General features: G+C 69.4%; 25 protein-coding genes and 1 pseudogene. 13 read left to right on the top strand and 13 right to left on the bottom strand.

What is annotated here, in order from left to right:
* Positions 1–27 precede the first annotated feature (27 nt).
* The 3 genes from ACFVXC_RS38520 to ACFVXC_RS38530 form a co-directional block, all read right to left on the bottom strand.
* A complete protein-coding gene (locus ACFVXC_RS38520) occupies positions 28–915 on the bottom strand; it encodes a carbohydrate ABC transporter permease (RefSeq protein ID WP_389915607.1) in 888 nt (295 codons plus the stop codon).
* Between the two features lie 2 nt (positions 916–917).
* A complete protein-coding gene (locus ACFVXC_RS38525) occupies positions 918–1,826 on the bottom strand; it encodes a carbohydrate ABC transporter permease (RefSeq protein WP_389915610.1) in 909 nt (302 codons plus the stop codon).
* Positions 1,827–1,924: 98 nt separating this feature from the next.
* Positions 1,925–3,292 (bottom strand): extracellular solute-binding protein, encoded by a 1,368-nt coding sequence (locus ACFVXC_RS38530; RefSeq protein WP_389915613.1) that lies wholly within the window; start codon positions 3,290–3,292, stop codon positions 1,925–1,927.
* Between the two features lie 277 nt (positions 3,293–3,569).
* Between ACFVXC_RS38530 and ACFVXC_RS38535 the strand changes: the two genes are divergently transcribed.
* Positions 3,570–4,586, top strand: a complete 1,017-nt coding sequence (locus tag ACFVXC_RS38535; protein WP_389915616.1) for a LacI family DNA-binding transcriptional regulator — start codon at positions 3,570–3,572, stop codon at positions 4,584–4,586.
* A gap of 192 nt (positions 4,587–4,778) precedes the next feature.
* Positions 4,779–5,114 (top strand): annotated as a pseudogene (locus tag ACFVXC_RS38540) (cytochrome P450); the annotation flags it as partial.
* A 121-nt stretch (positions 5,115–5,235) separates the two neighbouring features.
* On the opposite strand, the gene ACFVXC_RS38545 reads toward ACFVXC_RS38540, so the two are convergent.
* Entirely contained in the window at positions 5,236–5,967 is a 732-nt protein-coding gene (locus ACFVXC_RS38545; protein ID WP_389915619.1) for a TioE family transcriptional regulator, read from the bottom strand.
* 58 nt (positions 5,968–6,025) lie between these two features.
* Between ACFVXC_RS38545 and ACFVXC_RS38550 the strand changes: the two genes are divergently transcribed.
* Positions 6,026–7,246 (top strand): erythromycin esterase family protein, encoded by a 1,221-nt coding sequence (locus ACFVXC_RS38550; RefSeq protein WP_389915622.1) that lies wholly within the window; start codon positions 6,026–6,028, stop codon positions 7,244–7,246.
* 75 nt (positions 7,247–7,321) lie between these two features.
* Complete coding sequence (locus ACFVXC_RS38555) at positions 7,322–8,110, top strand: NAD(P)H-dependent oxidoreductase (RefSeq protein WP_389915625.1); 789 nt, start codon at positions 7,322–7,324, stop codon at positions 8,108–8,110.
* On the opposite strand, the gene ACFVXC_RS38560 is transcribed toward ACFVXC_RS38555, so the two are convergent.
* Positions 8,081–8,452, bottom strand: coding sequence for a hypothetical protein (locus tag ACFVXC_RS38560; protein WP_389915628.1), 372 nt, complete (start codon positions 8,450–8,452; stop codon positions 8,081–8,083). The two genes, ACFVXC_RS38555 and ACFVXC_RS38560, sit on opposite strands and share 30 nt — an antisense overlap.
* A 303-nt stretch (positions 8,453–8,755) precedes the next feature.
* A complete protein-coding gene (locus tag ACFVXC_RS38565) occupies positions 8,756–9,427 on the bottom strand; it encodes a TetR/AcrR family transcriptional regulator (protein WP_389915631.1) in 672 nt (223 codons plus the stop codon).
* Positions 9,428–9,552: 125 nt separating this feature from the next.
* Between ACFVXC_RS38565 and ACFVXC_RS38570 the strand changes: the two genes are divergently transcribed.
* Positions 9,553–10,110, top strand: a complete 558-nt coding sequence (locus tag ACFVXC_RS38570) for a GNAT family N-acetyltransferase (protein ID WP_389915634.1) — start codon at positions 9,553–9,555, stop codon at positions 10,108–10,110.
* A gap of 44 nt (positions 10,111–10,154) precedes the next feature.
* Here the strand turns inward: ACFVXC_RS38570 and ACFVXC_RS38575 are convergent, their stop codons facing one another.
* Positions 10,155–10,775 carry a LysE family translocator gene (locus tag ACFVXC_RS38575; RefSeq protein ID WP_389915637.1) on the bottom strand — a complete coding sequence of 207 codons (621 nt, stop codon included), beginning with the start codon at positions 10,773–10,775 and terminating at the stop codon, positions 10,155–10,157.
* A 112-nt stretch (positions 10,776–10,887) separates the two neighbouring features.
* On the opposite strand from ACFVXC_RS38575, the gene ACFVXC_RS38580 reads away from it, so the two are divergent.
* A complete protein-coding gene (locus ACFVXC_RS38580; RefSeq protein WP_389915640.1) occupies positions 10,888–11,340 on the top strand; it encodes an Lrp/AsnC family transcriptional regulator in 453 nt (150 codons plus the stop codon).
* Between the two features lie 99 nt (positions 11,341–11,439).
* Here the strand turns inward: ACFVXC_RS38580 and dgoD are convergent, their stop codons facing one another.
* Both dgoD and ACFVXC_RS38590 read right to left on the bottom strand, forming a co-directional pair.
* Complete coding sequence (gene dgoD / locus ACFVXC_RS38585; protein WP_389915643.1) at positions 11,440–12,585, bottom strand: galactonate dehydratase; 1,146 nt, start codon at positions 12,583–12,585, stop codon at positions 11,440–11,442.
* Positions 12,586–12,684: 99 nt separating this feature from the next.
* Positions 12,685–13,461 carry an SDR family NAD(P)-dependent oxidoreductase gene (locus ACFVXC_RS38590; RefSeq protein ID WP_389915646.1) on the bottom strand — a complete coding sequence of 259 codons (777 nt, stop codon included), beginning with the start codon at positions 13,459–13,461 and terminating at the stop codon, positions 12,685–12,687.
* A gap of 143 nt (positions 13,462–13,604) precedes the next feature.
* Here ACFVXC_RS38590 and ACFVXC_RS38595 point away from each other — a divergent pair, with 143 nt between their 5' ends.
* Positions 13,605–14,039, top strand: a complete 435-nt coding sequence (locus tag ACFVXC_RS38595; protein WP_389915649.1) for an SMI1/KNR4 family protein — start codon at positions 13,605–13,607, stop codon at positions 14,037–14,039.
* Between the two features lie 25 nt (positions 14,040–14,064).
* Here ACFVXC_RS38595 and ACFVXC_RS38600 read toward each other — a convergent pair whose 3' ends face one another.
* Positions 14,065–14,580: a GNAT family N-acetyltransferase gene (locus ACFVXC_RS38600; RefSeq protein WP_389915652.1), complete on the bottom strand. Its 516-nt coding sequence runs from the start codon at positions 14,578–14,580 to the stop codon at positions 14,065–14,067.
* Positions 14,581–14,788: 208 nt separating this feature from the next.
* Complete coding sequence (locus tag ACFVXC_RS38605) at positions 14,789–15,418, bottom strand: sigma-70 family RNA polymerase sigma factor (protein ID WP_389915655.1); 630 nt, start codon at positions 15,416–15,418, stop codon at positions 14,789–14,791.
* Positions 15,419–15,496: 78 nt separating this feature from the next.
* Here ACFVXC_RS38605 and ACFVXC_RS38610 point away from each other — a divergent pair, with 78 nt between their 5' ends.
* The 4 genes from ACFVXC_RS38610 to ACFVXC_RS38625 all read left to right on the top strand — a co-directional run bounded on the left by ACFVXC_RS38610 (position 15,497) and on the right by ACFVXC_RS38625 (position 21,525).
* Complete coding sequence (locus ACFVXC_RS38610; RefSeq protein WP_389915696.1) at positions 15,497–16,324, top strand: alpha/beta fold hydrolase; 828 nt, start codon at positions 15,497–15,499, stop codon at positions 16,322–16,324.
* Between the two features lie 60 nt (positions 16,325–16,384).
* Positions 16,385–18,004: an FMN-binding glutamate synthase family protein gene (locus ACFVXC_RS38615; RefSeq protein WP_389915657.1), complete on the top strand. Its 1,620-nt coding sequence runs from the start codon at positions 16,385–16,387 to the stop codon at positions 18,002–18,004.
* Complete coding sequence (locus ACFVXC_RS38620) at positions 18,004–19,734, top strand: thiamine pyrophosphate-dependent enzyme (RefSeq protein WP_389915659.1); 1,731 nt, start codon at positions 18,004–18,006, stop codon at positions 19,732–19,734. The genes ACFVXC_RS38615 and ACFVXC_RS38620 overlap by 1 nt, the downstream gene beginning before the upstream one ends.
* A gap of 270 nt (positions 19,735–20,004) precedes the next feature.
* A complete protein-coding gene (locus tag ACFVXC_RS38625; protein ID WP_389915662.1) occupies positions 20,005–21,525 on the top strand; it encodes a catalase in 1,521 nt (506 codons plus the stop codon).
* Between the two features lie 99 nt (positions 21,526–21,624).
* Here ACFVXC_RS38625 and ACFVXC_RS38630 read toward each other — a convergent pair whose 3' ends face one another.
* Together ACFVXC_RS38630 and ACFVXC_RS38635 are read right to left on the bottom strand one after the other, a co-directional pair.
* A complete protein-coding gene (locus tag ACFVXC_RS38630; RefSeq protein ID WP_389915665.1) occupies positions 21,625–22,137 on the bottom strand; it encodes a carboxymuconolactone decarboxylase family protein in 513 nt (170 codons plus the stop codon).
* Positions 22,138–22,215: 78 nt separating this feature from the next.
* On the bottom strand, positions 22,216–24,261 hold the full coding sequence (locus tag ACFVXC_RS38635; RefSeq protein ID WP_389915667.1) for a SpoIIE family protein phosphatase: 2,046 nt from the start codon (positions 24,259–24,261) through the stop codon (positions 22,216–22,218).
* A gap of 189 nt (positions 24,262–24,450) precedes the next feature.
* Here ACFVXC_RS38635 and ACFVXC_RS38640 point away from each other — a divergent pair, with 189 nt between their 5' ends.
* Together ACFVXC_RS38640 and ACFVXC_RS38645 are read left to right on the top strand one after the other, a co-directional pair.
* Positions 24,451–25,203, top strand: a complete 753-nt coding sequence (locus tag ACFVXC_RS38640) for a hypothetical protein (protein ID WP_389915670.1) — start codon at positions 24,451–24,453, stop codon at positions 25,201–25,203.
* A gap of 159 nt (positions 25,204–25,362) precedes the next feature.
* On the top strand, positions 25,363–25,785 hold the full coding sequence (locus tag ACFVXC_RS38645; RefSeq protein ID WP_389915673.1) for an SRPBCC family protein: 423 nt from the start codon (positions 25,363–25,365) through the stop codon (positions 25,783–25,785).
* Positions 25,786–25,868: the final 83 nt, after the last annotated feature.

The raw sequence follows: 25,868 nt of genomic DNA on the forward strand, positions 1-25,868 counted from the left end.
GGCATGTGGTGGGCTACTTCAGCTGGGCTACTTCAGACCGGTACCGGCGATGCCCTCGACGATGCGGCGCTGGAACAGCGCGAAGACGGCGAGCAGCGGGATCGCGCCGAGCACGGCGGAGGCCATGAGCTGGGCGTAGGGCACGCCGAACACGTCCTGGACGGAGGTGAGCCCGACGGGCAGCGTCATCATCTCCGGGTCGGTCACCACGAGCAGGGGCCACAGGAAGTTGTTCCAGACGCCCACGAACACGAAGATCGTGACCGCGGAGACGGCGGGCCGGGAGATCGGCATCACGATCTGCCAGTAGGTGCGCAGCCAGCCCGCGCCGTCCGCGCGCGCCGCGTCGATCAGCTCCCGCGGTATCCCGTCGAAGAACTGCTTGAAGACGAACACGGCGACCACATTGGGTACTTGGGGCAGCACGACACCCCAGTAGGTGTTCAGAAGACCCGCCGACTGGAGCGCGAGGAACTGCGGGATCATCAGGACCTGCCCCGGGATCATGATCCCGGCGAGGAGCATCACGAACGCGGCCCGGCGCGCCCGGAACCGGGTCTGCGACAGGGCGAACGCGGCGAGGGACGCCATGATCACCGTGAGGACAGTGGTGAGGATCGAGGTGATGAAGCTGTTGGCGTACCAGTAGGGCAGCTTGCCCGCGTCGAAGATCTGCCCGTACGCCTCCAGGGTCGGGTGCGCGGTGAACCACGCGGTCGGGTTGGTGACGACCTCTTGGGCGGGCCGTACCGACGTGGCGAGGGCCCACGCGAGCGGCACGAGCCACAGCACCGCGAGGGCGATGAGCGTGCCGAGGGCCACCCGGTTGAACAGGCGCTCCGAGTCGCGGCGGGGGGCGGGCGGTGCGGGGGTGCCGCGGCGCTCGGTCTCCGGTCGCGTGGCGATCGCGGTCATGGTCAGTTCTCCTTCTCGGCGCGGCGTACGAGGGCGAACCAGACGAGGGAGACGAACAGGATCACCACGAACAGCAGGAGCGACACGGTCGACGCGTAGCCCACGCGGCCCTCGACGAACCCGGTGTCGTAGATGAGCTGCAGCGAGGGACGGGTGCTGCCGTCGGGGCCGCCGCTGGTCATCATGTAGATCTGGTCGAAGACCTTCAGCGAGGCGATGACCTGCAACACCGTCACAAGGGTCGTCGTACGGCCCAGCATCGGCACGACCACGTGCCGGATGCGCTGCCAGGGCCCGGCCCCGTCGATGGCGGCCGCCTCGTGGACCTCGCGCGGCACGTCCTGCAGACCGGCCAGATAGAGCACGAAGTTGAAGCCGACGGTCCACCACACCGTGGCCGCCGCGATGGAGATCATCGCCCAGTCCGGGTCACCGAGCCACGACGGCGGGGTGTCGACGCCGAACCACTTCACCGCCTCCTGGGCCAGGCCCAGCTGATCGGCGTAGATGAACATGAAGAGCAGCGAGACGACGGCGGAGGGCAGCACGAACGGCGCGAAGAACGCGAACCGGAAGAACCAGCGGCCGCGCACGAACCGGTCGGCGAGCAGGGCGAGGACCAGGCTGATCAGCACCAGCGGCACGGTCGTCAGGACCGTGAACCACAGGGTGTTGCGCAGGGTCCGCCAGAACTCCGCGTCGCCGAGCACGGCCTTGTAGTTGGAAAGGCCCGCGAATTCACCGAGGCCACTTTTGAGCAGGCTGGTGTCGAAGAACCCGGCGACCACCGTGTAGATCAGCGGCCCCACCAGGAACACCAGGTAGAAGAGGGCGAAGGGCAGCAGCATCCCCGGGCCTGCCCAGCGTTCGCGTCTGCTGGATATCGGGGAGTTCGCGGTCGTCGTGGCCACGGTTCGGCCTTTCGGTCAAGGCGTACGGGATCCGAGGGAGGGTGGAACAGGGGGTCTTGAGCAACATCCAGGGGCCGGGCGGGCCGTTGGGGAGCGGGTCACACGGGAGCGGGGCGCGACGCCAAGGTGCGCAGCTCGCGGCGCAGGCGCGCGGCGCCCGCCGTGGGGCTAGCGTCACCGGTGAACACGGTGTTCACCACCTCACCCACCACGTTCTGCATGGTGCTTCCCGCGCCGCCGTACCAGGCGGCCGGGTCGTAGACCGCTCCGTCGGCCGCGGTGGCGTAGTGCGACTGCGGCACGAGCTCCTTGTACGCACGTGAACGCTGCGTCGGCAGCCAGGCCGGCACATGGCCGCCCTCCGCCCACAACTTGCTGGAGTGCAGCATCGACGCGATGAACCCCAGGGAGAGATCGAGGCGTTGGGACTTCTCGGTGGGAGCCTTCGGCAGTACCAGGGCGTGCGAGTCGGCGGCACAGGCGTAGGGCGCGTCCTTGAAGATGCGGGGCAGGGGCCGCATGTCGAACTTCACCTTCGCCGACTGGACCGCGAGTGCCTGCCAGACGCCGTCCATCAGGAATCCGGCCTTGCCCGTGGTCAGCAGCGTGATGGCGCCCTTCCCGTCGGTGTTCGCCGGGATCACCTTCTCCTGGCTGAGGCGGCGGATGTACGCGAGTGCCTCGGCCGCGGCGGCGGTGTCGATGACGACCCGCTTGCCCTGGTCGGCGACGAGGTCCCCGCCGCCGACCTGCCGGTAGAACGACCAGAACAGCCGGAACTGCATCGAGGCCTCCTTCACCGAGGCGACGGAACCGCCCCAGGCGCCGGTCACCTCCTTGGCCGCTCGCAGCGCGTCGATGAACGCGTCGGGCCCGTCCACGTCCACCAGCTTTCCCTGTCCGTCGAGCAGCCCGGCCTTCTCCGCGATGTCCGTACGGAAGAAGAGCACGAAGGGATGCGTGTCGAGCGGCACGGCGTGCGGCACCCCGTCGACCTGGGACTTCCGCCACGGCCGTTCGTCGAACTTGTCCTCGGTAAGCCCGTGCCGGGCCAGGTCGTCGGTGTGCAGTTCGGTGAGCAGGCCGGCCTCGGCGAGCGTGGGCAGCTTCGACAGGTGGACCACCGCGACCTGCGGCGGCCGGTCGCCGAGGGTGGAGAGGGTGAGCTTCGTGTAGTACGGGTTGCCCCACAGGAACGTCGCGGATTTCAGCTCGGTCGAGCGGTGCGACGACCGGTAGGCGTCCTGCATGGCCAGCATCCGCTCGCCGTCGCCGCCGGTGAACGGGTTCCAGAAGTTCAGCCGCGACGGTGAGGGCGCGCCGCCGGTGAACCCCTGCGCCAGGGTGCTGCCGCAGCCCGTGGCAGTGAGCGCGGCGGCGCCGGTCGCACCGATCGCGAGCCCCGTGCGCAGCACACGGCGGCGGGACGGGGCGGGCGGCGACGGGGTCGGTATGCGGTCCCGCATGGGCATGCGTCCTTCCACGGCGAACAAGGGGAACAAGGGGAACGGCACAGACAAGACGGACAAGGCTGATACGAAATGCAACGTTGGAATGCCGCCGCGATGACAACGACACCGCTGGCCGCTCGCTTTGTTTACAACGTTGTACTCAGCTGGCAATACGGCGTCAACACCTAGGGACGCATTACCTGTTCACGTACTCGACCGATCCACATCGACCCTGCCGATTACAACGTTGAATCATGACGTACGCTGCTGCTGTCGGGGGAGGGAGAAAACCGTGGCAGGCACCCGCCTGAAGGACGTCGCGGAGCGCGCCGGGGTATCGATCAAGACGGTGTCGAACGTCGTCCGCGGCGAGGCCGGAGTCGCCGACCGGACACGCGAACGCGTCCTGCGCGCCATCGCCGACCTCGACTACCAACCCAATGCCTCGGCACGCCACTTGCGCACCGGGCGCAGCGGCATCATCGCGCTCGCCGTCCCCGAACTCGTGGCGCCGTACTTCGCCGAACTGGCCGCCGAGGTCATCGCGGCCGCGAAGAAGCGCGGCTGCACCGTGCTCATCGAGGGCACCGGTGGCAGCGCGGACGAGGAACTCCGCATCGCCTGCGGACTCAGCGATCCGCTCATCGACGGCGTCCTGCTCAGCCCGCTCCGGCTCGACGAGCAGGTCCTCGCCGCCCGCGAACGCCGCGTACCGCTGGTGCTCCTGGGCGAGCAGTCGTACGAGATCCCGGCCGACCACGTCATGATCGACAACTCAGCGGCCGCACGCGAGGCCACCGACCACCTCCTGTCCCTCGGCAGGCGCCGCGTCGCCGTCATCGGCCAGCCCTCGGCACCCGCCCACGCCACGACGGTCCAGCGCATGCACGGCTATCTGACCGCGCTGCACGCGGCGGGTGTCCCCCACGATCCTCAACTCGCTCCGGACACCCGGGCGTTCACCCGCGCCGAGGGAGCCACCGCGATGCGCGCGCTCCTGACGCTGGACGACCCGCCGGACGCCGTGTTCTGCTTCAACGACCTGCTGGCCTCCGGCGCGCTGCGCGTGGCGCACGAGCACGGCCTGCGCATCCCGCACGACTTGGCGGTCGTCGGCTTCGACGACGTCGAGGAGTCCCGCTACAGCGTGCCGAGCCTGACCACGGTCGCCCCGGACAAGCGGGGCATCGCGGAACTGGCCGTCGACGCGCTGCTGCGCAGGATCGACGCCGGCGCGATGGCACCGCCCACACGGCTGACCGCGGGGTACGAGCTGACGGTGCGGGAGAGCACGCGCGCGACCGGCTGAACCGCGGAGATGGTGACGCCGTCCCTCGCCCTGGCACACGCACTCCGCACCTGGCGGCCAGGGAATCGACGCATGTCTACGCCGTGGAAGGCAGCGAGCAGGACCGCCGGTTCGCCGTCCGCTACTCGCGGGCGGGACGGCCCACCGCCGTACTCGGCTGGAACATGCCCAAGCAGGCCCGCCTGCACCGCCAGGCCGACCGCGCTGGAGGACATCGAGATCGCGGGCCGGACCATGCGCGCCGGCGAGGGCGTGATCCTGCTCGGCGAGCTGGCCAACCGGGACCCCTCCGTCTTCCCCGACCCGGACAGCCTCGACATCACCCGTGACGCCCGCCTGCACCAGGCCTTCGGCACGGGCACGCACCATTGCGTCGGCCAGCCCCTGGCCCGGATGGAACTCCAGGTCATCTACCCGACCCTGTTCCGACACATCCCCACCCTGCGGGTGGCCACGGACCTGGGGGAGATCCCCTTCAAGTACGACGCCGTCATCTACGGGGTCCACCAGTTGCCGGTCACCTGGTAGACGGGCGCCCGCTCCTGCCGCCCGCGATCCGATCCGCTCCCACCAACCCTCACCCTGACGCTCACCTTGAGGGTGAGACGCCACTCGATAGGCGTAACGGGTCAGCCCGGCGACCGAAGTCTCATCCGCGCTTGCGGAGGTACGCCTCCAGCTCCGCGGCGCCGTTCAGCATCGCCCGCCCGCGGGCGGAAAGGCGGCCGTGCCAGTCGCGCAGTGCGGCCTCCAGCGGCTCAAGGCCGCCGGCCGCTCGCACCTGGGCGATCAGCGGGGCAATCCGTTCGAGGAGGTAGCCGCCCCGCCTGAGCTGATGGGCGAGCCGGGCGTCCCGTACGTCGGCCTCGCCGTAGACGCGGTACCCGGTCCGCGGGTCTCGGCGCGGGCTCATCAGACCCGCGCGCTCCCATTTGCGCAGCGTCGCGGGCCGGATTCCGAGCTGCTCCGCCAGCGGCCCGATGAACGTGCCACCGGGTTCGGATCCGACGCCGGACTCCGACCACGTGGTGGGCTCCAGGTCGCGGAGCGCGCTCTCCACTGCCTGGAGGGTCCGCCGGTCGTCGAGGAGCTGGGCGTGGCTCTCGTCGATGAGCCGGAACGCCCCGTCGACCGCGCCCTCGTTCACGGCCCGCATGATCGATGTCGCCGTCTGGTGGCCGTGGCCGGGCATCAGCGCCAGAAACGTGCGCAGGGCCGCCGCGTGCAGCGAGGTATAGGTGCGGTAGCCGTGGGGTGTTCGGGCGGCGACCGGAAGGATGCCCGCCTCCTCGTAGTTCCTGACCGCCTGCGTGGACAGACCGTGCCCACGCGCGAGATCGACCGGCCGCAGCCGGTCACCACTTTGAAGGTTTTTCCCCATAGAGCCCACTGTATCGAGGGAAAGTTTCAACAGGAGGTTCAACGATACTGTTTAAGGCATGGCTACTGACGTCAAAGACACCGCCCACGCCGTCGAGGCCGCCACGGTCATGGGGCTGCTCCAGGACCGGCGACCCCGGCTGCTCGCCCTGGGCGAGCCCACCCACGGCGAAGACGCTCTGCTCGACCTGCGCAACGAACTCTTCCGGCAGCTCGTCGAGCAGGAGGGCTACCGGACGATCGCGATCGAGAGCGACTGCATGATGGGCTTGGTTGTCGACGAGTACGTCACCTCGGGTACGGGCACTCTCGACGAGGTCATGGAGCAGGGCATCAGCCACGGCTGGGGCACCTCCGTGGCCAACCGCGAGCTCGTGCGCTGGATGCGCGCCCACAACGTCCGCGCCGACGACCAGGGCAGGCCCGCGTCCGAACGGCTCCGCTTCGCCGGTTTCGACGGCCCGCTGGAGATGACCCACGCCGAGAGCCCCCGCCAGGCCCTCACCGCACTCCACGGCTACCTCGCGGCCCGCGTCGACGCCGATCTGCTCCCCTGCACCGCGGACACCCTCGACCGCCTGATCGGCGCCGACGACCGGTGGACCGATCCCGCCGTGATGTGGGACCCGACCCTGTCCACGGGGCAGTCGCCCGAGGCCGGCCAACTGCGGCTGCTCGCCGACGATCTGGTGGCGCTGCTCGACCGGCAGACGCCACACCTGCTGGCGACGACCTCGCGGGACGGCTGGGACCGGGCACGCCTGTACGGGCGTACCGCCACCGGCCTGCTGCGCTATCACCACTGGATGGCCGACACCTCGACGGCCCGCATGACCCGCCTCGCGGGCACCCGGGACCAGATGATGGCTCACAACCTCCTGGCCATCGCCGAACGGGGCCCGGCACTCGTCCATGCCCAGAACGCCCATCTCCAGCGGCCCAAGAGCTCGATGCGGATGGGCGGGACGCCGCTGGAGTGGTGGAGCGCCGGTGCGCTGGTGAGCGCGCGGCTCGGCGAGGAGTACGCCTTCGTGGCCACGGCACTCGGCACGATCCGGCACCAGGGGGTGGACACGCCGCCGCCGGACACCCTCGAAGGACTCCTGTACGCACTCCCGGAGGACCGCCATGTCATCGACGCCCCGAGGCTGGCCACCGCCCTGCCCGGCATACCGCCCGCGCCCCGCGTATCCCCCTGGTTCGGCTACGCCCCGCTCGACCCGGCGCACTTGACGGACATCGACGGCATCGTGTTCGTCAAGGACATCCCGCAACGCTGACGCTGGCCAGATCCTTGCACTACCTGGCCATCTGGCTACTCGTCCCCTGCCGGACCGCGGCGGAGGATCGATGCCATGAAGATTCTTTGGGTATTCGCACACCCCGAACCGCAGTCCCTCAACGGCTCCCTGCGGGACGAGGGGATACAGGAACTGCGTGACCTCGGGCACGAGGTCCGCGAGTCCGATCTCTACGCCATGGACTGGAAGCCCGTGGTCGACTCCGGCGACTTCCGCCGCGAAACGGCCGACCGGCTCCTGGTCGGCGCCGAACAGGAACACGCTTACAGCGCGGCCGAGTTGACGGACGACATCACCGTCGAGCAGGAGAAGATCGCCTGGGCCGATGCACTGGTGTTCCAGTTCCCGCTGTGGTGGTTCGGGCCGCCCGCCATCCTCAAGGGATGGTTCGACCGGGTGCTCGTGCAGGGCTTCGCCTTCGGGCTCCAGGACCACCAGGGGCGAACCCTGCGCTACGGGGACGGCGGCCTCGCGGGCAAACGCGCCATGGTCATCACCACCGTCGGCGCGCGGGAGTCGGGCTTCGGGGCACGCGGGATCCACGGACAGCTGGACGAAGTGCTGTTCCCGCTCCTGCACGGCACCTTCTGGTACACGGGGATGGACACACTCCCGCCGTACGTCGTCTACGGCGCCGACCGCCTCGACGCCGACGGCTACCGCTCCCGCGCAGCCGAACTGCGCGAGAGGCTCCGCGCGCTGCCGGACACCGCGCCACTCCCCTACCGCCACGAGCACACCGGCGACTACGACGACGCACTCGTCCTGCGCCCGGAGATCGAGCCGGACCTCACAGGCGTCGCGGCACACGTTTCACGAACAGTTCGATCGTCTGCCGCATGACACTGACGGCAGCGTGGTCACCTGAGCGTGCCCGGGAGAGTTGGTCGGTCCCGCCGTGGCAAGGCCGGGGCCGAGCATCATGATCACCGTGGAGAGGACCGCCGCCGTCAGAAGGAGCACGTTGTCCGGCGCACCCGCGACCGCGGCAAGCACGGCGAGGATCACGGCCACCTGGACCAGCGCGAGGACGGTGACCGGGAGTACGAGGCCGGAGAGGATGCCGGCGTCGCTCGCCGGGGTGGAGCGCAGCCGCTTGAGGAAGAGCGCCTGACGGCGCGAGGCCGGCGTGGTCACCGTACTGGCGTAGAGCCCGACGACGCGGCGCGCTATGCGCGTGAGCACGACTGGTTGTAGCGGCGGACGGCCGGTTGCCGTCGGTCAAGCGGGCGGGGGCGGCATGCGAGTGCGTTCGAGCTTGGACCAGCCCTCGGGGGTCAGATACGGCGGGGCGCAGCCGCTGCGACGCCCGGGTGGTGCGAGATTCGCCTGCGCCGGATGCTTCCCGAACTCCTCGAACAGACCGTTCCAGTCGGCGTGCCCGGTCAGGGACCCCGACCGGCCCCGCTGCTCCAGGTCCAGTCGTCGTACCGCTCGCGGTCATTGAGGCCGTCCCACTCCATCGGCTCGATTGACCATCCGGACACGCTAGCCGACCGTGCTGGGGCCACCCACCGGGTCGGCTTCGCCCACGGCTCGCTCCCCCTGGGCACCCCCCGTGCCCAGCCGCGCCAAGTACTCGTCGACCAGCGCGATCTGCCGCTCGGCAGGAAACTCCCCGGGCGCGAACAGCGCCTGGACGACAAGACCCAGCACGAAGCTCTGGGCGGCCGCCGCGGTGTCCTCGGTCCGCGGGCCGAGCGGCAGTTCGCCCAGTTCCTTGGCGTCCGCGATGTGCCCGGCCATCCGCTCGCGCGCACGGCGGTAGCGCTCGGCGTGCTCCTGGGCCAGATCCGGGTCGGCGAGCGCCACGTCCCAGGAGGCCACCCAGATCCGGTTGCTCGCCGCGCTCTCGTCGTCCAGGGGGAGGATGTCGAGCAGCGTCGCCCGCAGCATCACCGTCCCCGACGCGTCCCCGGCCCGCTCAGCCGCCGGGCGCGGGCGGTCGGCCGAGCGTCGGTCGAGTACCTCCAGAGCGTGCCTCAGAAGAGCCCGCTTACTGGGGAAGTAATGCGTGAGGAGACCGGTGGTGGCGTCCATCTCCGCGGCGACCGCGCGCAGGGTGAGCCCGCCGAAACCACGGGCGGCAAGCACTCGCCAGACCGCCTGGGAGACCTCGGTCCGGCGGGCGTCGTGGTCGGTACGGGCTGGCGGCGTCATAGCCGTTAGAGTACATACCCAACGTTCGTTACGTACCTGAGTGGCGTGTACCTGAGCGCTACGCACCTGGAGGCGTGGGCCGGAACACCGCACATGCCCAGCCGGACAACCGCATAGGACCAGCCATGTATGCCATACCGCTGACCGACGACGCCGAGCTCCGCACGCTGGAGCCCTGGCAGGACGCCGAGTTCCTGGCCCACATCGACCGGGCCCGTTCCAAGACCGATCCCTGGATCCCGTGGGCCTCCCGCTCCACCGATCCGGAGTCCGCCCGCGCCACCCTCCAGAGCTACGCGGACAAGCAGGCCGCCGACTCCGGACGGATCTACGGGATCTGGCGGGACGGCACGCTGATCGGCGGCGTGATGTTCGTACAGTTCGACGCCAAGACCGGCAACTGCGAGATCGGTGTCTGGGCCGAGCCCGCGGGTGAGGGCCACGGCCTGATCAGCGCATCGGTCCGGCACTTGATCGCGTACGCCTTCGGCGAGCGCGGCATGCATCGGATCGAGTGGTGGAACAGTGCCGGGAACATCCGCAGCCGCGCCGTCGCCCAGCGCATGGGAATGCACCTGGACGCCACCCTGCGCGAGCAGTCCCTTTACAAAGGGGTCCGCCACGACATGGAGGTCTGGTCCCTGCTCGCGCACGAGTGGCGGGGTGAGCAGGACGCCGTGTGACCTGCTCGTCTCAGGCCATGTACGCGCCTGGTCATGCACTCGCCTCAGGCCGCGAGGCGTTCCGCGAGCAGCAGTACGCCGATCACGATCATGGCGGCGCCCGAGATACGGGTGACGGCGCGCGCGGCGGCGGGGCGCGCCCGCAGGACGGTGCGGGCCAGCACGCCCACGCACAGGTAGATCGCCGCGCAGCTGAGCGTGTGCACCAGGCCGAGCGTGCCGATCTGCGCCGCAAGGGGCCAGCTGCCGTGCGGGGCGGTGAACTGCGGAAGCAGGGCAAGGAAGAGCAGGAGCGCCTTGGGGTTGAGGCCGCTGATCCCCACCCCCTTGAGAACTCGGGCCCCCACCGCCCCGCTCTCCGCGTCCGGCGACGCGGTTCCGGCGACCGCGGGCCGGGCCAACGTCGTGGCGCCGAGCCACACCAGGTAGAGGGCGCCGAGAACGGTCAGGGCGGTGAGGACGGACGGTGTCCGCGCCACGACCGCCGCCACCCCGGCGGCGACCACGGCGGTCAGCGCCAGATAGCCGAGCAGAAGGCCGCTGACGGCCGGCACCACGGACCGGTCACGGAGCCCGGCGTTGATCGCGTAGGCCCAGTCCGCCCCCGGCACGAGGATGAGCAGGACTGAGACCGCCCAGAAGGCGGTTATGGAGCTGACAGCCACGACGTACTTTCTCCCTCTCAAACAGGTTCCGAGAAGGAGATTAGTTGCGATATGCCCAAAGGTGTTTCCAAGTATTGCCAGCTGGAGCAGTCACAGTGGCAGGATCTTCCTCATGGATGATGTGGACCGGAAGATTCTTGCCGAGCTCCAGGAAGACGGCCGTCTGACGGTCACGGAACTGGCGGCCCGCGTGCGGCTCAGCCTCTCGCCCTGCCATCGCCGGCTGCGCGAACTCGAACGCGGCGGGGCCATCCGCGGCTACCGCGCGATCCTGGACGCGGGCGCCGTGGGGCTGAGCTTCGAGGCGCTGGTCTTCGTCACCATGCGCCAGGAGGACCGCGACACCGTCGCCGCCTTCGAGCACGCCCTCACCGAGATCCCCGAGATCCTTCAGGCCGAGCGCCTCTTCGGGGATCCCGACTATCTCGTACGCATCGTCAGCAAGGACCTGCCCGCCTTCCAGCGCCTCTACGACGACAAGCTCGCCACCCTGCCCGGCGTGCAGCGGCTGAGCTCAACGCTCGTCATGAAGCACGTGGTGAACGAGCGTGCCCTGCCCCTGTGAAAGGTCGGCGGCTGCTCGGGGAGCCTTCCGGGAGTCCCCGGGGACCCGCGGGGAGCTTGCGGGGAGCTTGCGGGGAGCCTCAGAAGGCCCCCAAAGCGCTCACCATTCGGCGAACGAACCGTCCTCGTGCCGCCACACCGGGTTGTGCCAGTCCGCCTGACTGTCGTCGGCCGCTCGTACCGCCTTCTCGTCGATGTCGATGCCGAGGCCCGGTCCGCTCGGGCGCAGCAGATGGCCCTGGTGGAAGCGGAACACCTCGGTATCGGCGAGGTAGGACAGGACGTCGGCGCCGGTGTTGTAGTGGATGCCGATCGACTGTTCCTGGATGAGGAAGTTGGGCACGCTGACCGCGATCTGCAGGCTGGCCGCCAGCGAGACGGGGCCCAGCGGGCAGTGCGGCGCGATGAGGGTGTCGAAGGTCTCGGCCAGCGAGGCGATGCGGCGGACCTCGGAGATGCCGCCCGCGTGGGACAGATCGGGCTGCAGGACCGCGACGCCCGCCTGCAGGGCGGGCAGTACGTCCTGCCGCGAGAACAGGCGCTCGCCGGTGGCGATCGGCAGGGGCGAGGAGGCGACCAGTTCGGGCAGCAGGTGCCCGTACTCCGGCAGGAGCGGTTCCTCTACGAACATGGGCGCGAGCGGGGCCAGGTGAGGTAGCAGCCGACGGGCGTTGGCGGCGTGGAAGCGGCCGTGGAAGTCCAGCGCGAAGTCCCTTTCGGGGCCGAGGACTTCGCGCGCCGCGGTGGCGCGGGTGACGATCTCGTCGATGTCGGCGACGGTGGCCAGCCGGTTCATACGGCCGCTCGCGTTCATCTTGACCGCGGTGAAGCCCGCCTCGACCTGGGCCGTCACGTGGTCGGTGATGTGGGCAGGGGTATCACCGCCCACCCAGCTGTAGGCGCGTACCCGCTCCCGGACCGGCCCGCCGAGCAGCACGTGCACCGGCACGCCGAGCCGCTTGCCTGCGATGTCCCACAGCGCCTGGTCGAGCCCGGCCACCGCGCTGGAGAGGACCGGGCCGCCCCGGTAGAAGGACCCCTTCGTCATCACCTGCCAGTGGTCCTCGATGCCCGACGGGTCCCTGCCGATGAGGAGTTCGGCCAGCTCACCGACGGCAGCACGGACCGTGGCCGCGCGCCCCTCGACCACCGGCTCGCCCCAGCCGACCACTCCCTCGTCGGTCTCCACGCGGCACAGCAGCCAGCGGGGCGGTACGGAGAATGTCTCGACACGGGTGATCTTCATCGGGTGAACCTCCTTGAGCGGCGCGGCAGACGCGGGATTCGATACGTCGGGATCGGGGTCGGCGTCGGCGTCGGGGTCGGGATCGGTGTCGGTGTCGGCTCAGGCTGATGTCTTGTACACGCTCCAGCCGCCGTCCACGACGAGACTGGCCCCGGTGACGAAGGACGCCTCATCGCTCAACAGGAAAGCCGCACTCGCCGCGACCTCGTCCGGGCGCCCGAGCCGACCCGCGGGCGTCTGCTCGACGCTCCGGGCCCGATCGTCCGCGTCGACGGTGTCCCAGGCCCGGGTCAGGATGGGTCCCGGCAGGAGCGCGTTGACCCGTACGCCGGGTGCGTACTCCACCGCGAGCTGGCGCGCCAGCCCGGTCAGGCCCGCCTTCGCCGCCGCGTAGGCGGGACGTCCGGGCAGCCCCATGACGGCGTGCACCGACGAGACAAGGACCACCGCGCCTCGTGTGGCGCGCAGGTCGTCAAGGCAGGCTCGTACGCCGAGAAACGCGCCGGTCAGCATGACCGACAACTGCCGGTTCCAGTCGGCCGGTTCGATCACGTCGGCCGCGCCGCCACGCACCGTGTAGGCATTGCTGAGCAGCCCGGTCACCGGACCGAAGTGGGCGCGGGCGACCGCCACCGCCCGCGCCCACGACTCTTCTTCCGCCACATCACACGCCGCGAACACCGCACGCCCGCCGTCCCGACGGATGGAGTGTGCGGTGCGCTCGCCCTCCTCGGCATCCACATCGGCGACCACCACCCCGGCCCCCTCCGCGGCAAGCCGCCGGGCCGTCGCCGCGCCGATCCCGTTGGCTCCCCCGCTCACCACCACACAACGACCGACGAACCGCTGACCGGACCCCGACGACTCAGCACTCACAGGCAACTCCCCGCCCTACGCACCGGCACACACGGAAACAGACAGACATCCCCCACGCACACCATTAACCACCACCCGACACGCCGCCGCCAACACCCCCTGCCCCCTCAGATCGCGCCGTCGGGCCTGTCTAGGCTGCTCACATGTGGAGAGCGGTCGCGGGCCTGGCGTATCCGGAGGCCGAGTTCAGCACACCGGTCTACGCGGCGGACGTGGCCGCTGCGGAGCGACGACTGGGGTGTCCACTGCCGTCAGAACTCGTGAGCCTGCTCTACGAGACCGACGGCATGGTGGGGCGCTACGGCGTGGATACGGTCTGGCCCCTGGAGCGGATCGTCGAGGACAACCTCCTCTTCCGGTCGGACAGTTCCTTCGCCGACCTGTACATGCCTTTCGACGCGCTGCTCTTCTTCGGTGACGACGGAGGCGGCGACCAGTTCGCTTTCGTCCGGAGGCCTCCGAGAGGCGACATCTTCGTATGGCAGCACGAGGACGACAGCCGCCGCTGGGTCGCGCGGGACCTGAAGGACTACCTCGGCCGGTCTCTCGCGGACGGCGAAGACGATGGGTACGACTAGCCGTTCGCGCTCGCGCTCCCGGGCATCACGTGGGATGGACCGGCTGCGCGGCAAGGTCGATGGTGAAGGCCACCCGGTCCAGTCCGGGACCGTCGTAGTTGGGCTTCACGGACGAGATCGTGAAGCCGAGCCGGGTGTGGAAGGACCGCGACGCGGTGTTCTGCGGGCTGGTGACGCAGTGCACGTACCGGCGGCCGTGCGATCGGGCCAGCGCGAAGAAGGCCCGGTACAGGGCGCGCCCGATGCCCTGCCCGTGCAGTTGCGGGTCGACACCGACGAAGTGCACGTAGGCGGCGTCGGGTTCGGTCTGCGAGAGGAAGCCGACCAGGAAGGCCGCGACCTGTTCCCCGTCGCGTTCGATCAGAAAGCTGGTGGTGGTGAAGTGCTGGAAGTAGAGCCGCGGCAGGAGCAGCGCACGTTCCAACGCCCCCGCCTGCCCCTTCAGACCACCCCACCACGCGTCCAGCACCTCTAGCACCCGCGGATGGTCGTCCTCGGCAAGCTGCCGCGCCGTCAGTCCACCAGGAAGGTCATCGATCATCGCCGCAGTCTGTCACCGGCGCCGGGCATGCCGCCAGGCAACCGAGGCCCTGAGTAGCCGGAGTGGCTACCGGACGCTCTCTCCAGCGGTTCGGGCGGCCGGATCCGGCGGGGCAGGCGAAGACGTCGAGTCCGCCCGCGCGGCCCACGATGACCTGGTCGGGCCTGGCGGATCAGCTCACCCGCGTCCTCGCCTCCCTCCCTTCCCCTCATGCCCGGGGTCGATTTCCGAGGTGATCGCGCTGGATCTCATGGGCGAGGGCGCGTCGCACGGAGGCCGAGCCGGTGGCGGTGACGTTCGCGGAGATGTCGAGAGCGCGGCTGATCTCGTCGTACGCATCCCGGTGGCCGCCCGGGAGTTGTGCCTGATGCCGCCTCAGGTCCTCTTCGAGCAGACGCCGTAGCTCGTCGACGTTCCGGGAGGTGAAGCGCTTCTTGCCGCGCGCGAGGGCATTGACGCAGCGGGTGCAGTGGGCACTGTCGTCCAGGGCCTCGGATACCTCCTCGGCAAGGCCCCACAGACGCCCTTCGAGCCATGGGAGGTCCCGCTGATCGAGGTGGAGCCTCATCGGGGGCGGCCGGTCACCCGGCTGCAGCTGCTTCGCCATCCGCACGTGCTTCGCCATCTGCTTGGACACGGCGGGCTGGCTCATGTCCGCGAGCTCGGCGATCTTGTCCTGCGTCCAGCCGAAGTCGGCGAAGAGCTTGATCATCTCCGCGCGCAGCTTCCGCATCTCCTCGCCGGCGCGGATGACTTCGTTCATGCCGGCAAGCATCCGCCCGGCCTGCTCCTCGGTCAGCGCCCCGGAGTTGCGGTGAGTGTCCTCTTTACCTGCCATGGCTCGGTTATACAGTCCAGCACCCCGCTCCCCATAACCGGGTTGTATAACTAGGTTATGACTGTCAGGATCCGCGTCATGCCCACCTACTCCGCACCTGACGGAACCCAACTCGCCTACCACCCGTACGGAGAAGGCGACCCGGTCGTGTGCGTCCCCGGCGGCCCCGCGGACTCCCGCTATCTCGGCGACCTCGGCGGCCTCTCCGCGCACCGGCGGCTGATCGTCCTGGACACGCGCGGAACCGGCCGGTCCGCGATCCCCGAGGACCCCTCCTCCTACCGGTGCGACCGCCTCGTCGAGGACGTCGAGGCCCTGCGCGAGCACCTCGGACTCCCCCGGATGGACCTGCTCGGTCACTCCGGTGGTGCGAACATCGCCACGCAGTACGCGGCCCGCTACCCACGCAACATCGGCAAGCTCGCCCTGATCGGCCCAGGGACCCGGGCCGTCGGCATGGCGGTCAGCGGTGAGACGCGACGTGAGCTCGCGCTGTCGCGCAGGAACGAGCCGTGGTTCCCGCCGGCGTTCGCCGCCCTGGAGGCGATAATCGACGGCTCCGGCACGGACTGGGAGGCCATCAGCCCCTTCTTCTACGGCCGGTGGGACACCGCCGCCCGGCAGCATCACGCGGCGAGTCGGCCGAGCAACGAGGCAGCGGTCACCGGCTTCGCGGCAGAGGGCGCCTTCGACGCGGAGGCCACTCGTTCGGACCTCGCGGACTGTGAGACACCCGTCCTGCTGCTCACCGGGGAGTTCGACGTGAACAGCCCTCCTCAGCAGACGGCCGAATTCGCGGCGCTGTTCTGCGATGCGACTCTCGTGGTGCAACCGGCGGCGGGTCACTATCCCTGGCTGGATGACGCCGACCGGTTCGTGGCGACCACCGCGGCATTCCTGGAGTAGACCGCCGACGCGTCAGCCGTGCGCATGTATGCCCGACTGAATTCCGGTCAGATGGGGCCCATGACGCGTTTCGCAATGGTGGGCCTGCTGACGGCCTGTGCAGTGGGCGGTGTACTGCTTGCCCTCCTCGTATCCCCCTGGTGGTGGTTCGCCGGGGCCTTGCTCGTGGCCGCCGCCCTGACGGGGGTGTACGACCTGGCCCAGCGGCGGCACTCCGTACTGCGGAACTATCCCGTGCTCGGTCATCTGCGGTTCCTCATGGAAACGCTGCGCCCGGAGCTCCAGCAGTACTTCGTGGAGCGCAACTACGACGGCAGGCCCTACGACCGCGACACGCGCAGCATCGTCTACGAACGGGCCAAGGGCGTCGACGCCGAGGAACCCTTCGGCAGTGAGCGTGACATGGACGAACGCGGCTACGAGTTTCTCGTACCGTCCATGGCCCCGGCGAAAGTGCCTGACGAGCCGCCCCGCGTCCGGGTCGGCGGCCCCGACTGCACCCAGCCGTACGACATGGCTCTCCTCAACGTCTCGGCGATGAGCTTCGGGGCCCTCTCCTCCAACGCCATCGTGGCGCTGAACACGGGCGCGGAACGCGGCGGGTTCGCGCACGACACCGGCGAGGGCGGCCTGTCCGACTACCATCTGCGGCCCGGCGGCGACCTCGTCTGGGAGATCGGCACCGGCTACTTCGGCTGCCGTACCCGTGACGGAGACTTCGACGCACGGCAGTTCGCCGAGAAGGCCGCACATCCTGCCGTGCGCTGCGTGTCGCTCAAGCTGTCGCAGGGGGCGAAACCGGGGATGGGAGGCGTTCTCCCCGGCAGCAAGGTCAACGCCGAGATCGCTTCGGTGCGGGGTGTACCCGAGGGCGAGACGGTTGTCTCACCGCCGTACCACCGCGCCTTCTCCACGCCTCGCGAACTCGTCCGCTTCCTCGCCCGGCTGCGGGAACTGGCGAACGGCAAACCGGTGGGCTTCAAGCTGTGCCCCGGGTCACGGACCCAGTTCCTCGCCGTGTGCAAGGCCATGGTGGCGGAAGGGATCACCCCCGACTTCATCGTGGTGGACGGTGCGGAGGGTGGCACGGGCGCCGCACCACTGGAATTCGCCGACCACATCGGCACGCCGCTCACCGAGGGCCTCATCACCGTGCACACGGCCCTGACGGGCACGGGGCTGCGGGAACGTATCCGCATCGGAGCCAGCGGCAAGGTGGCGACGGGCTCCGACATCGTCAAGCGCCTCATCATGGGCGCCGACTACACGAACGCGGCCCGCGCGATGATGTTCGCCGTCGGCTGTATCCAGGCCCAGCGCTGCCACACCAACCACTGCCCGACCGGCGTCACCACCCAGGACCCGCACCGCGCCCGCGCCCTGGACGTCGTGGACAAAGCCGAGCGCGTCACGCGCTTTCAGCAGAGCACCGTCCACAGCGCGTTGCAGATCATGGCCGCGATGGGCGTCCGCGACGCCGCGGAACTCGGACCGCATCTCCTGCGGCGCCGCGAGGACCACGGCCGGTTCCGGTCCTACGCCGAACTGTACGAGTGGCTGTCCCCCGGCGAACTGCTCGCCGCACCGCCCCGGAGCTGGGCCGCCGACTGGCAGGCGGCGGATCCGGACACCTTCGCGATGGGACAGCGCACGCCCCGATCCGTTGAGAGGAACACCTGATGGCCCGCACTGTTGCCCGCGTCGTGATCGACGCCCTGGAAGAACTCGGAGTGCGCCATGCCTTCGGCGTCGTGGGGGATGCTCTGAACCCCCTCACCGACGCCATCCGCGACAGCGGTTCCGTCGAATGGGTGAGTTGCCGCCACGAGGAGGCAGCGGCTTTCGCCGCCGGCGCCCAGTCCCAGCTCACGGACACCCTCGGCGTCTGCATGGGTACGGTCGGACCGGGCTCCGTGCACCTGCTCAACGGGTTGTACGACGCCGCCAAGAGCGGAACGCCGGTGCTCGCCATCGCCGGCCAGGTGCCGCTCGCCGAGGTGGGCACCGACTACTTCCAGGAGGTCGACAACGACCTCCTCTTCCGTGATGTCGCGGTCTTCCGCGCCACCGTCACCTCCCCGGAGCAGATGCCCGGGCTCCTTGAGATCGCCGTGCGCAACGCGATCGGGCGCCGCGGCGTGGCCGTGCTGACGATCCCCGGCGACATCGGCGACCAGGAACTGCCGAAGGACCGGCCGGTCCGGCTCTCCGTCGCCGAGTCCGCCAACCGGCCCGACGACCCGGTGCTCGACGACGCCGCCGCGGCCCTCTCCGACGGCGGCAAGGTCACCATGCTCGTGGGCCGCGGGGCGCGCGGGTCGCGCGAGGACGTCCTGGCCCTCGCGGAGCGCCTCGCGGCGCCCATGGTGCTCACGCTCAAGGCGAAGGACGGCTTCGAGGGCGACAACCCCTACCAGGTCGGCCAGACGGGGCTCATCGGCAACCCGGCCGCCTCGCACGCGATGGACCACGCCGACACCCTGCTGCTGCTCGGCACCGACTTTCCGTACCGCGAGTGGTATCCCCAGGGCAAGAAGGTCGTGCAGGTCGACCGGGTCGCCGAGCACATCGGCCGACGTGTCCCGGTCGACGTCGCCCTGGCCGCGGACGTCGGTCCCACAGTGCGCGGGCTCCTCGATCGTCTTGAGCGGCGCACGGAGCGCGACCATCTGGACGGAGCGCGGAAGAAGTTCATCACATGGCAGGAGGGACAGCAGCGGCTCGCCGCGCCCGGGCACGACCGCGGCCTCATCGGCAAGGTGCGCTCCGCCTTCGACAACCGGGATCACCTCGTACGCCCGGAAGCGCTGGCCGCCGCCGTGGACACCCTGGCGGCCGATGACGCCGTCTTCACCTCGGACACCGGGATGGCCACCGTGTGGCTCTCGCGGTTCGTCGAGATGCGCGGTTCCCGGCGCCTGCTCGGCTCGTACAACCTCGGGTCGATGGCCAACGCGATGCCGCAGGCCATCGGCGCGCAGCTGCTGGATCCCGACCGGCAGGTCGTCGCCTTCTGCGGCGACGGCGGTCTCGGGATGCTCCTGGGCGACCTCATGACCATCCGCAGCCGACGGCTGCCGGTGAAGCTCGTCGTCTTCGACAACCAGCGGCTCGGGATGGTGAAGCTGGAGCAGGAGCAGGCGGGGCTGCCGGAGTTCGGCACCGAACTCGACAACCCGGATTTCGCCGCGGTCGCCGAGGCCATCGGCATCACCGGCATCAGGGTGAACCGGGCCGAGGATCTCGCCGAGGGAGTCGGCCGGGCCTTCGCCACGCCGGGCCCTGTCCTCCTGGACGTACTCACCAACCCCGAGGAGATCGCGGTACCCGGCAAACCGACCGTCCAGCAGGGCTGGGGGTTCGCCATCGCCAAGATCCGCGAGAACCTCACGAGCCCCGGTGGCCACTGATCAGCGGCCACCGAGAGGAAACGGAAGCACTCACCACGTATCAGCGGCGCCAAGTCGGGCACCCGGACTCTCCCGGGCGAAAGATCCACACACAACGGCAGACGGCAGGATCAGGCGGCCGGAAGTACGTGAACAAATGGCCACATGGCCACAAAAGCCGCAAGATGGACTCGACGCTGATACATCGCCGAATACGCCGAGCAAGAGACGGACCCCCTCCACCCCTTTGCGGCGCAGAGAACATCACCCACCGAAAGGCACTCGTAACCCATGAGCGACGTCACAGGTAAGGCGACCACCACGGACGCCGGAGCTCCGGTCGAGAGCGATGAGCACTCGCTCACCGTCGGCGCCGGTGGGCCCATCCTCTTGCAGGACTCCTATCTGATCGAACAGATGGCACAGTTCAACCGGGAGCGGATCCCCGAGCGGCAGCCGCACGCCAAGGGCAGCGGCGCCTTCGGGCACTTCGAAGTCACCAACGACGTCAGTGCCTACACGAAGGCCGCCCTCTTCCAGCCGGGCGCCCGGACCGACCTCGTGGCCCGGTTCTCCACCGTCGCCGGCGAGCGAGGAAGCCCGGACACCTGGCGTGACCCGCGCGGTTTCGCGGTGAAGTTCTACACCACCGAGGGCAACTACGACATGGTCGGGAACAACACCCCGGTCTTCTTCGTGAAGGACCCGATGAAGTTCCAGCACTTCATCCGGTCCCAGAAACGCCGGGCGGACAACAACCTCCGCGACCACGACATGCAGTGGGACTTCTGGACGCTCTCGCCGGAGTCCGCCCACCAGGTCACGTGGCTGATGGGTGACCGGGGCATCCCGCGCTCCTGGCGGCACATGAACGGCTACACCTCGCACACCTACATGTGGATCAACGCCCAGGGTGAGCGGTTCTGGGTCAAGTACCACTTCAAGACCGACCAGGGCGTCGAGCACTTCACCCAGGACGAGGGTGACCAGATGGCCGCGGCGGACACGGACTATCACACCCGGGATCTCTTCGAGCACATCCGGGACGGCGAGTACCCCAGCTGGACCCTGCATGTGCAGCTGATGCCGTACGACGACGCGGCCACCTACCGCTTCAACCCGTTCGACCTGACCAAGGTGTGGCCGCACGCGGACTACCCGTTGGTCGAGGTCGGCAAGATGACCCTGGACCGCAACCCCACGGACAACCACGCCGAGATCGAGCAGGCGGCGTTCCAGCCGAACAACCTGGTCCCCGGCATCGGCCCGAGCCCCGACCGCATGCTGCTCGCGAGGCTGTTCTCCTACGCCGACGCGCACCGTCACCGCATCGGCGGCAACTACCAGCAGTTGCCGGTCAACGCTCCGGTCGCGCCCCTGCGTACGTACTCCAAGGACGGGGCCATGGCGTACAACAAGACGGAGGACCCGGTCTACGCGCCGAACTCCAAGGGCGGCCCGGCAGCCGACACGAGCCGCTACGCCCCGCCCAGCTGGTACGCGGACGGTGACATCACCCGTGCCGCGTACGTCGATCACGCCGAGGACGACGACTGGGGACAGGCGGGCACCATGGTCCGCGAGGTCCTCGACGACGCCGCGCGCGACCGCCTCGTGAACAACGTCGTCGGGCACCTCCTCAACGCGGTGAGCGAACCCGTGCTCGCCAGGGCCTTCGAGTACTGGTCGAACATCGACAAGTCCATCGGTGAGCGCATCGCGCAGGGGGTGCGCGCCAAGGCGGGCGAGAAGGACTTCAAGGCCGGGGAGCAGGCCAACCCGGCTCGCAGCAGCATGCAGGACAAGGCCTGAGCCATCCGCGCCCGTCGGCCGCCGCCTGGGAAGGCAGCGGCCGACGGGCGTTTTATGAGATGACGCCGACGCCCCTCGGGGCTGCCGGTCCTGGCCCTCTCAGGTCCACGGGTCGGTGAACGAACGGCCGGGCACCGGCTTGGCGATGAGTGCCACGGCGATGAAGAAGTTGACCTGGCCGATCGCGAACATCAGGGTGGCCAGTGCCCGGGCCTCGTAGTGCTCCGCCGCCTGGGCGTACAGCTCGTCGGAGACCCTCTCGCCGTTGCCGTGCGCGGACGGCTGAAGCACGGCTTCCACCAGTGCGAGCGCGGCACGTTCGGCACCGGTGAAGTACGGGGAGTCCTGCCAGGAGGTCACCGACGTGATGCGCTCCTCCGGCTCCCCCGCCTTGCGCAGGAAGCCCGTGTGCAGAACGGTCAGGTAAGTGCTGCCGACGATCTGGCCCGCCCGCAGCTGCACCAGGCTGATCGTGGAGCGGGGCACGGAGCCATTGCCGGTGACCTTGAAAAGTGCCGCCGACACCGCGGCCAGCTCGGGGACGAGCTGCGCGGGGTCCTCGGTCATCCGCGGAACCGTCGGGACCTGCGCCGTGATCGAACGTGTTTCCATCACTGTCTCCTCAGGGCTTTCATGTTGCCTTCACTGCCCTGACGGAGCGCGACGGAGAAACGTGACAGATGGAGTCGATCAGGTTTCCGGCGCGGCGAAGTCGCACCAGACGGCCTTGCCCTCGCCGCGCGGCTCGACTCCCCAGCGCGACGCGACCGCCTCCACCAGGAGCAGTCCACGGCCGGATGTGGCGGTCTCCACCGGGGACCTCTTGCGGGGCCGGGTACTTGAGCGGTCCTTGACCCAGAGCCGGACACGGCGAGGCGGTCCTGTGAGCACTTCGAGCGTGAGGATGGCGCCCCCGTCGGTGTGGACCAGGGCGTTGACCAGAAGTTCGCCCGCCGCCACCTCGACATCGTCGGCGACGGCCCCAAGACCCCACGACGCGAGGTGTTCCCGCAGCGCCGCGCGGGCGTCGGCGAGCCCTTCGGGGTCGGCCTGGTGGACGTACCGATGGATGCGCGGCTCCTGGAGCGTGCCGGGATCGGGGAGCCGGCGCAGGACCAGGAGCGCCACATCGTCACTGCTGCCCCATCTCTCCCACAGCGCGCGGGAGAGGTGGTCCGCCAGGTCTTCGGCCGTCTCGGGTCCCGCGGCCAGCACTTCGGCGAGGTTCTGGATCCCGGTGTCGAGATCGAGACGGGCGTCCTCCACGAGCCCGTCCGTGCACAGCACCAGGGTCTCCCCCGGCACGAGGTCGAGCCGGACCTCGGGGTAGTCCTCCATGCCGAAGTCGGTGGCGAGGCCAAGAGGCAGCCCGCCGCTGACCCGTGGCACACCCACCCGGCCGTCCACATGCCGCACGAGGGGCGGCAGATGGCCGGCCCGCACGGCGCGCACGATGCCGGTGGTGGGGTCGAACTGGGCGTAGGTGCAGGTGGCGAACCGCTCGGTGTCCAGCTCGGACAGGAAGCGTGAGGTGCGCGAGAGCACCGTCGCGGGTGGGTGCCCCTCGCCCGCGAAGGCCCGCAGGGCGATGCGCAGCTGCCCCATGATGGCCGCGGCGTGGGTGTCGTGTCCTTGTACGTCACCCACCACCACGCCGATGCGTCCGCGGGGCAGGGTGATGACGTCGTAGAAGTCGCCTCCGACGTCACGGCCGCCCCAGGCCGCGTGGTAGCGCACGGCGACCTCGGAGTCAGGGACGTCGGGGACCCCGCGCGGCAACATCGTGGCCTGCAGACTCTTGGCGAGGTCGCGTTCCTCGTCGAAGAGCATGGCGCGCTGGAGCGACTGGGCGACGATGCCGGAAAGACCGATGCAGAGGTTGCGGTCCGCGTCGGTGAAGTCCTTGCGGCCACGGTAGAAGAGCGCGAGTCCGCCGATGGCACGGTTCTGCGCGACCAGAGGCAGGAACGCCGCCGAATCGAGCTCCATGTGATCGATGTAGGGCCCCAGATGGGTGAAGCGCTGCCCGAGGTCGGGCAGCGTGCCCACGAAGCGGGGCTGCCGGGTCAGGACGGCCTCGACCAGCGGCAGCGATTCGTCGACCTTGTGCAGCTTGAGTTCGTCGAGGGCCTGCATCGTCTGGCCCACCAGGGCGATGAGCTTCAGGTCGTCCCCCTCGACCAGGCCAAGGACGAGGCCGTCGGCGGCGAACCGGTCAAGACCGCTCGCGCCGGAGAGCACGGCCACCACGTCGTCTACCGTGACGGCCCGGGAGAGGGCTTCCGTGGTGCCTTGCACCATCAGGGCGATGCCCTGGCGGCGCTCCTCCCTGGGATCGGTGGCCGCGAGTTCAGCCCCGTCGTGCTCGGCCGTCCGTACGAATCCGACGGCCCGCCCGGCCCGGCCGTCGTCGTCGCGCAGGATGCGTCCACGGGCGTGGCTGAGGTGCAGCGACCCGTCGCGGTGGCGGACACGGAAGTAGAGACCGTAGAGGTCGACACCGGTGGCGACCGCCTCCTTGACGGCGTGACTGATGCGGACGATCTCCTCGGGCTGCACGCGCTCCCGCAGTGAGGTCACCGAGCCGCTGAACTCGCCGGGGAGCAGGTCGAGCACCACGAGGGCACTGGCGTCGAGACTGAGTTCACCGCTGTCCAGGTCCCAGTCGAAGCTGCCCATGCCGGTCAGGAGCAGGCGCTGTTCCAGGTCGATGTGTGACTTCTTGGCTGACGTCATGGCTGTCTCCGTATGCCGCTCGGTCACCATAAGCGCCAGGCGCCCCGGGCGCGCGGCCGTGAACCGGCGCGGAAAGTGGAAATCGACCTTCCGGTGATCTGTCGGGGCGAGGGGGTAACCGGTTGTTCCGCGGCCCCTACGGCCGCGGAACGAGCGGAGGGCGCGGAGGCGTCCCGGGAAGGAGCAGACATGGTGAAGGGCAGTCGAACCATGACAGCCGCGGTAGCCGGAGCGGCGTTAGTGGCCCTGGCCGGGTGCGGTGGCGACGGCTCGGACGACAAGGACAAGCCGTTCGCGGGCAAGAGCGCCGATCAGATAGCCGCTGACGCGATCGAGGCCACCAAGCAGGCCGACTCGATGCACATGAAGGGGGCCATGCGGCAGTCCGCGGGTTCCTCGATGACCATCGACCTGTCGGTGGACCGGCGCAAGAACTGTGACGGCACCATCCGGTCGCAGGGTGCGTCCGCGGATGTGCGTCACACGAAGGGGACCTTCTATCTGCGGGGCGACGAGAAGTACTGGGAGAACGCTCTCAAGGGCCAGTCCGGTGGCGACAAGATCGTGCCGAAGGTGGCGGACAAGTGGGTGAAGGCACCCGCTGACGACGCGACGACGAAGAACGTGTGCGACAAGCAGGCGCTGATGGCTTCGATGGACAAGGACAAGTCGGAGCGCAAGGGCATGAAGAAGGGCTCGACGACGACCGTCGGCGGCGCAGAGACGATCCGGCTGACGAAGAAGACCTCCGGCGGCGAGACCATCACGCTGTACGTGGCCACGGAGGGCAAGCCGTACATCCTGCGTACGACGTCGACCGGCGGCAAGGGCCCCAACACCGCCACCTTCAGCGACTACGGCAAGTCGGTCAGCCCTGAGGCGCCCGCGCCCGGCGAGACCGTGGACCTCAAGGAGCTTGCCGCATCGGGTCAGAAGGCCTGACATCCACACGGCGGCCTGACACCCCACGCGGTGGCCTGACACTCGTGCAAGTGGCGTGACGCCTTCGCATGGTCCGGCCGCGACGGGGTACCGGAGGCCCATGCCCCACCGGCCCGGAGACTCCGTGGCCACTCCCCGTGCAGAAAGAAAGAGGTGCGTATGTCCGCGTCCCTGCTCGAGTCAGTCGATGTCCAGGCACCGGTTTCCGTCGCCTGGGAGCTGTGGAGCGACGTGACACGCTGGCCTTCCTTCCTCAGCCACGTACGCCTGGTCGAGCCGATGGGCGGGCGGCGCTTCGCGTGGCAGCTGGAACTGCCGGGTGCGGAGAAGAACTTCGTCGCCGAGCTCACCGAAGTGGTGCCCGAGAACCGGATCGCCTGGCACACCGTCGAGGGGGTGGACCACGCGGGCGTGGTGACATTTCACCGCCTCAGCGACACCACGAGCCGGGTGACACTCCAGATCGAGTACGACCCCAAGGGCTTCGTGGAACACCTGGGCGCCCTCACCAATCTCGACTCCACTCTGGCCAATTACGACCTGGGTGAGTTCCAGAAACTCGCCGAGAAGACGGCACGGTAGATCCCTGAACCCCCAACGGCGGGGACCACGGACGAGATACGGCGCCGCGTTCGCTTCAGATGCTTCTGCAGAAGCATCTGAAG

Source organism: Streptomyces sp. NPDC058257, assembly GCF_042881845.1.
Lineage (GTDB): Bacteria > Actinomycetota > Actinomycetes > Streptomycetales > Streptomycetaceae > Streptomyces.

What these genes read in the sequence shown, in the direction of transcription:
- ACFVXC_RS38520 (WP_389915607.1), bottom strand. Translation starts at nt 915, where the DNA reads ATGACCGCGATCGCCACGCGACCGGAGACCGAGCGCCGCGGCACCCCC.
- ACFVXC_RS38530 (WP_389915613.1), bottom strand. Translation starts at nt 3,292, where the DNA reads ATGCGGGACCGCATACCGACCCCGTCGCCGCCCGCCCCGTCCCGCCGC.
- ACFVXC_RS38545 (WP_389915619.1), bottom strand. Translation starts at nt 5,967, where the DNA reads ATGGGGAAAAACCTTCAAAGTGGTGACCGGCTGCGGCCGGTCGATCTC.
- ACFVXC_RS38550 (WP_389915622.1), top strand. Translation starts at nt 6,026, where the DNA reads ATGGCTACTGACGTCAAAGACACCGCCCACGCCGTCGAGGCCGCCACG.
- ACFVXC_RS38555 (WP_389915625.1), top strand. Translation starts at nt 7,322, where the DNA reads ATGAAGATTCTTTGGGTATTCGCACACCCCGAACCGCAGTCCCTCAAC.
- ACFVXC_RS38565 (WP_389915631.1), bottom strand. Translation starts at nt 9,427, where the DNA reads ATGACGCCGCCAGCCCGTACCGACCACGACGCCCGCCGGACCGAGGTC.
- ACFVXC_RS38570 (WP_389915634.1), top strand. Translation starts at nt 9,553, where the DNA reads ATGTATGCCATACCGCTGACCGACGACGCCGAGCTCCGCACGCTGGAG.
- ACFVXC_RS38580 (WP_389915640.1), top strand. Translation starts at nt 10,888, where the DNA reads ATGGATGATGTGGACCGGAAGATTCTTGCCGAGCTCCAGGAAGACGGC.
- dgoD (WP_389915643.1), bottom strand. Translation starts at nt 12,585, where the DNA reads ATGAAGATCACCCGTGTCGAGACATTCTCCGTACCGCCCCGCTGGCTG.
- ACFVXC_RS38595 (WP_389915649.1), top strand. Translation starts at nt 13,605, where the DNA reads ATGTGGAGAGCGGTCGCGGGCCTGGCGTATCCGGAGGCCGAGTTCAGC.
- ACFVXC_RS38600 (WP_389915652.1), bottom strand. Translation starts at nt 14,580, where the DNA reads ATGATCGATGACCTTCCTGGTGGACTGACGGCGCGGCAGCTTGCCGAG.
- ACFVXC_RS38605 (WP_389915655.1), bottom strand. Translation starts at nt 15,418, where the DNA reads ATGGCAGGTAAAGAGGACACTCACCGCAACTCCGGGGCGCTGACCGAG.
- ACFVXC_RS38610 (WP_389915696.1), top strand. Translation starts at nt 15,497, where the DNA reads ATGCCCACCTACTCCGCACCTGACGGAACCCAACTCGCCTACCACCCG.
- ACFVXC_RS38615 (WP_389915657.1), top strand. Translation starts at nt 16,385, where the DNA reads ATGACGCGTTTCGCAATGGTGGGCCTGCTGACGGCCTGTGCAGTGGGC.
- ACFVXC_RS38620 (WP_389915659.1), top strand. Translation starts at nt 18,004, where the DNA reads ATGGCCCGCACTGTTGCCCGCGTCGTGATCGACGCCCTGGAAGAACTC.
- ACFVXC_RS38625 (WP_389915662.1), top strand. Translation starts at nt 20,005, where the DNA reads ATGAGCGACGTCACAGGTAAGGCGACCACCACGGACGCCGGAGCTCCG.
- ACFVXC_RS38630 (WP_389915665.1), bottom strand. Translation starts at nt 22,137, where the DNA reads ATGGAAACACGTTCGATCACGGCGCAGGTCCCGACGGTTCCGCGGATG.
- ACFVXC_RS38635 (WP_389915667.1), bottom strand. Translation starts at nt 24,261, where the DNA reads ATGACGTCAGCCAAGAAGTCACACATCGACCTGGAACAGCGCCTGCTC.
- ACFVXC_RS38640 (WP_389915670.1), top strand. Translation starts at nt 24,451, where the DNA reads ATGGTGAAGGGCAGTCGAACCATGACAGCCGCGGTAGCCGGAGCGGCG.
- ACFVXC_RS38645 (WP_389915673.1), top strand. Translation starts at nt 25,363, where the DNA reads ATGTCCGCGTCCCTGCTCGAGTCAGTCGATGTCCAGGCACCGGTTTCC.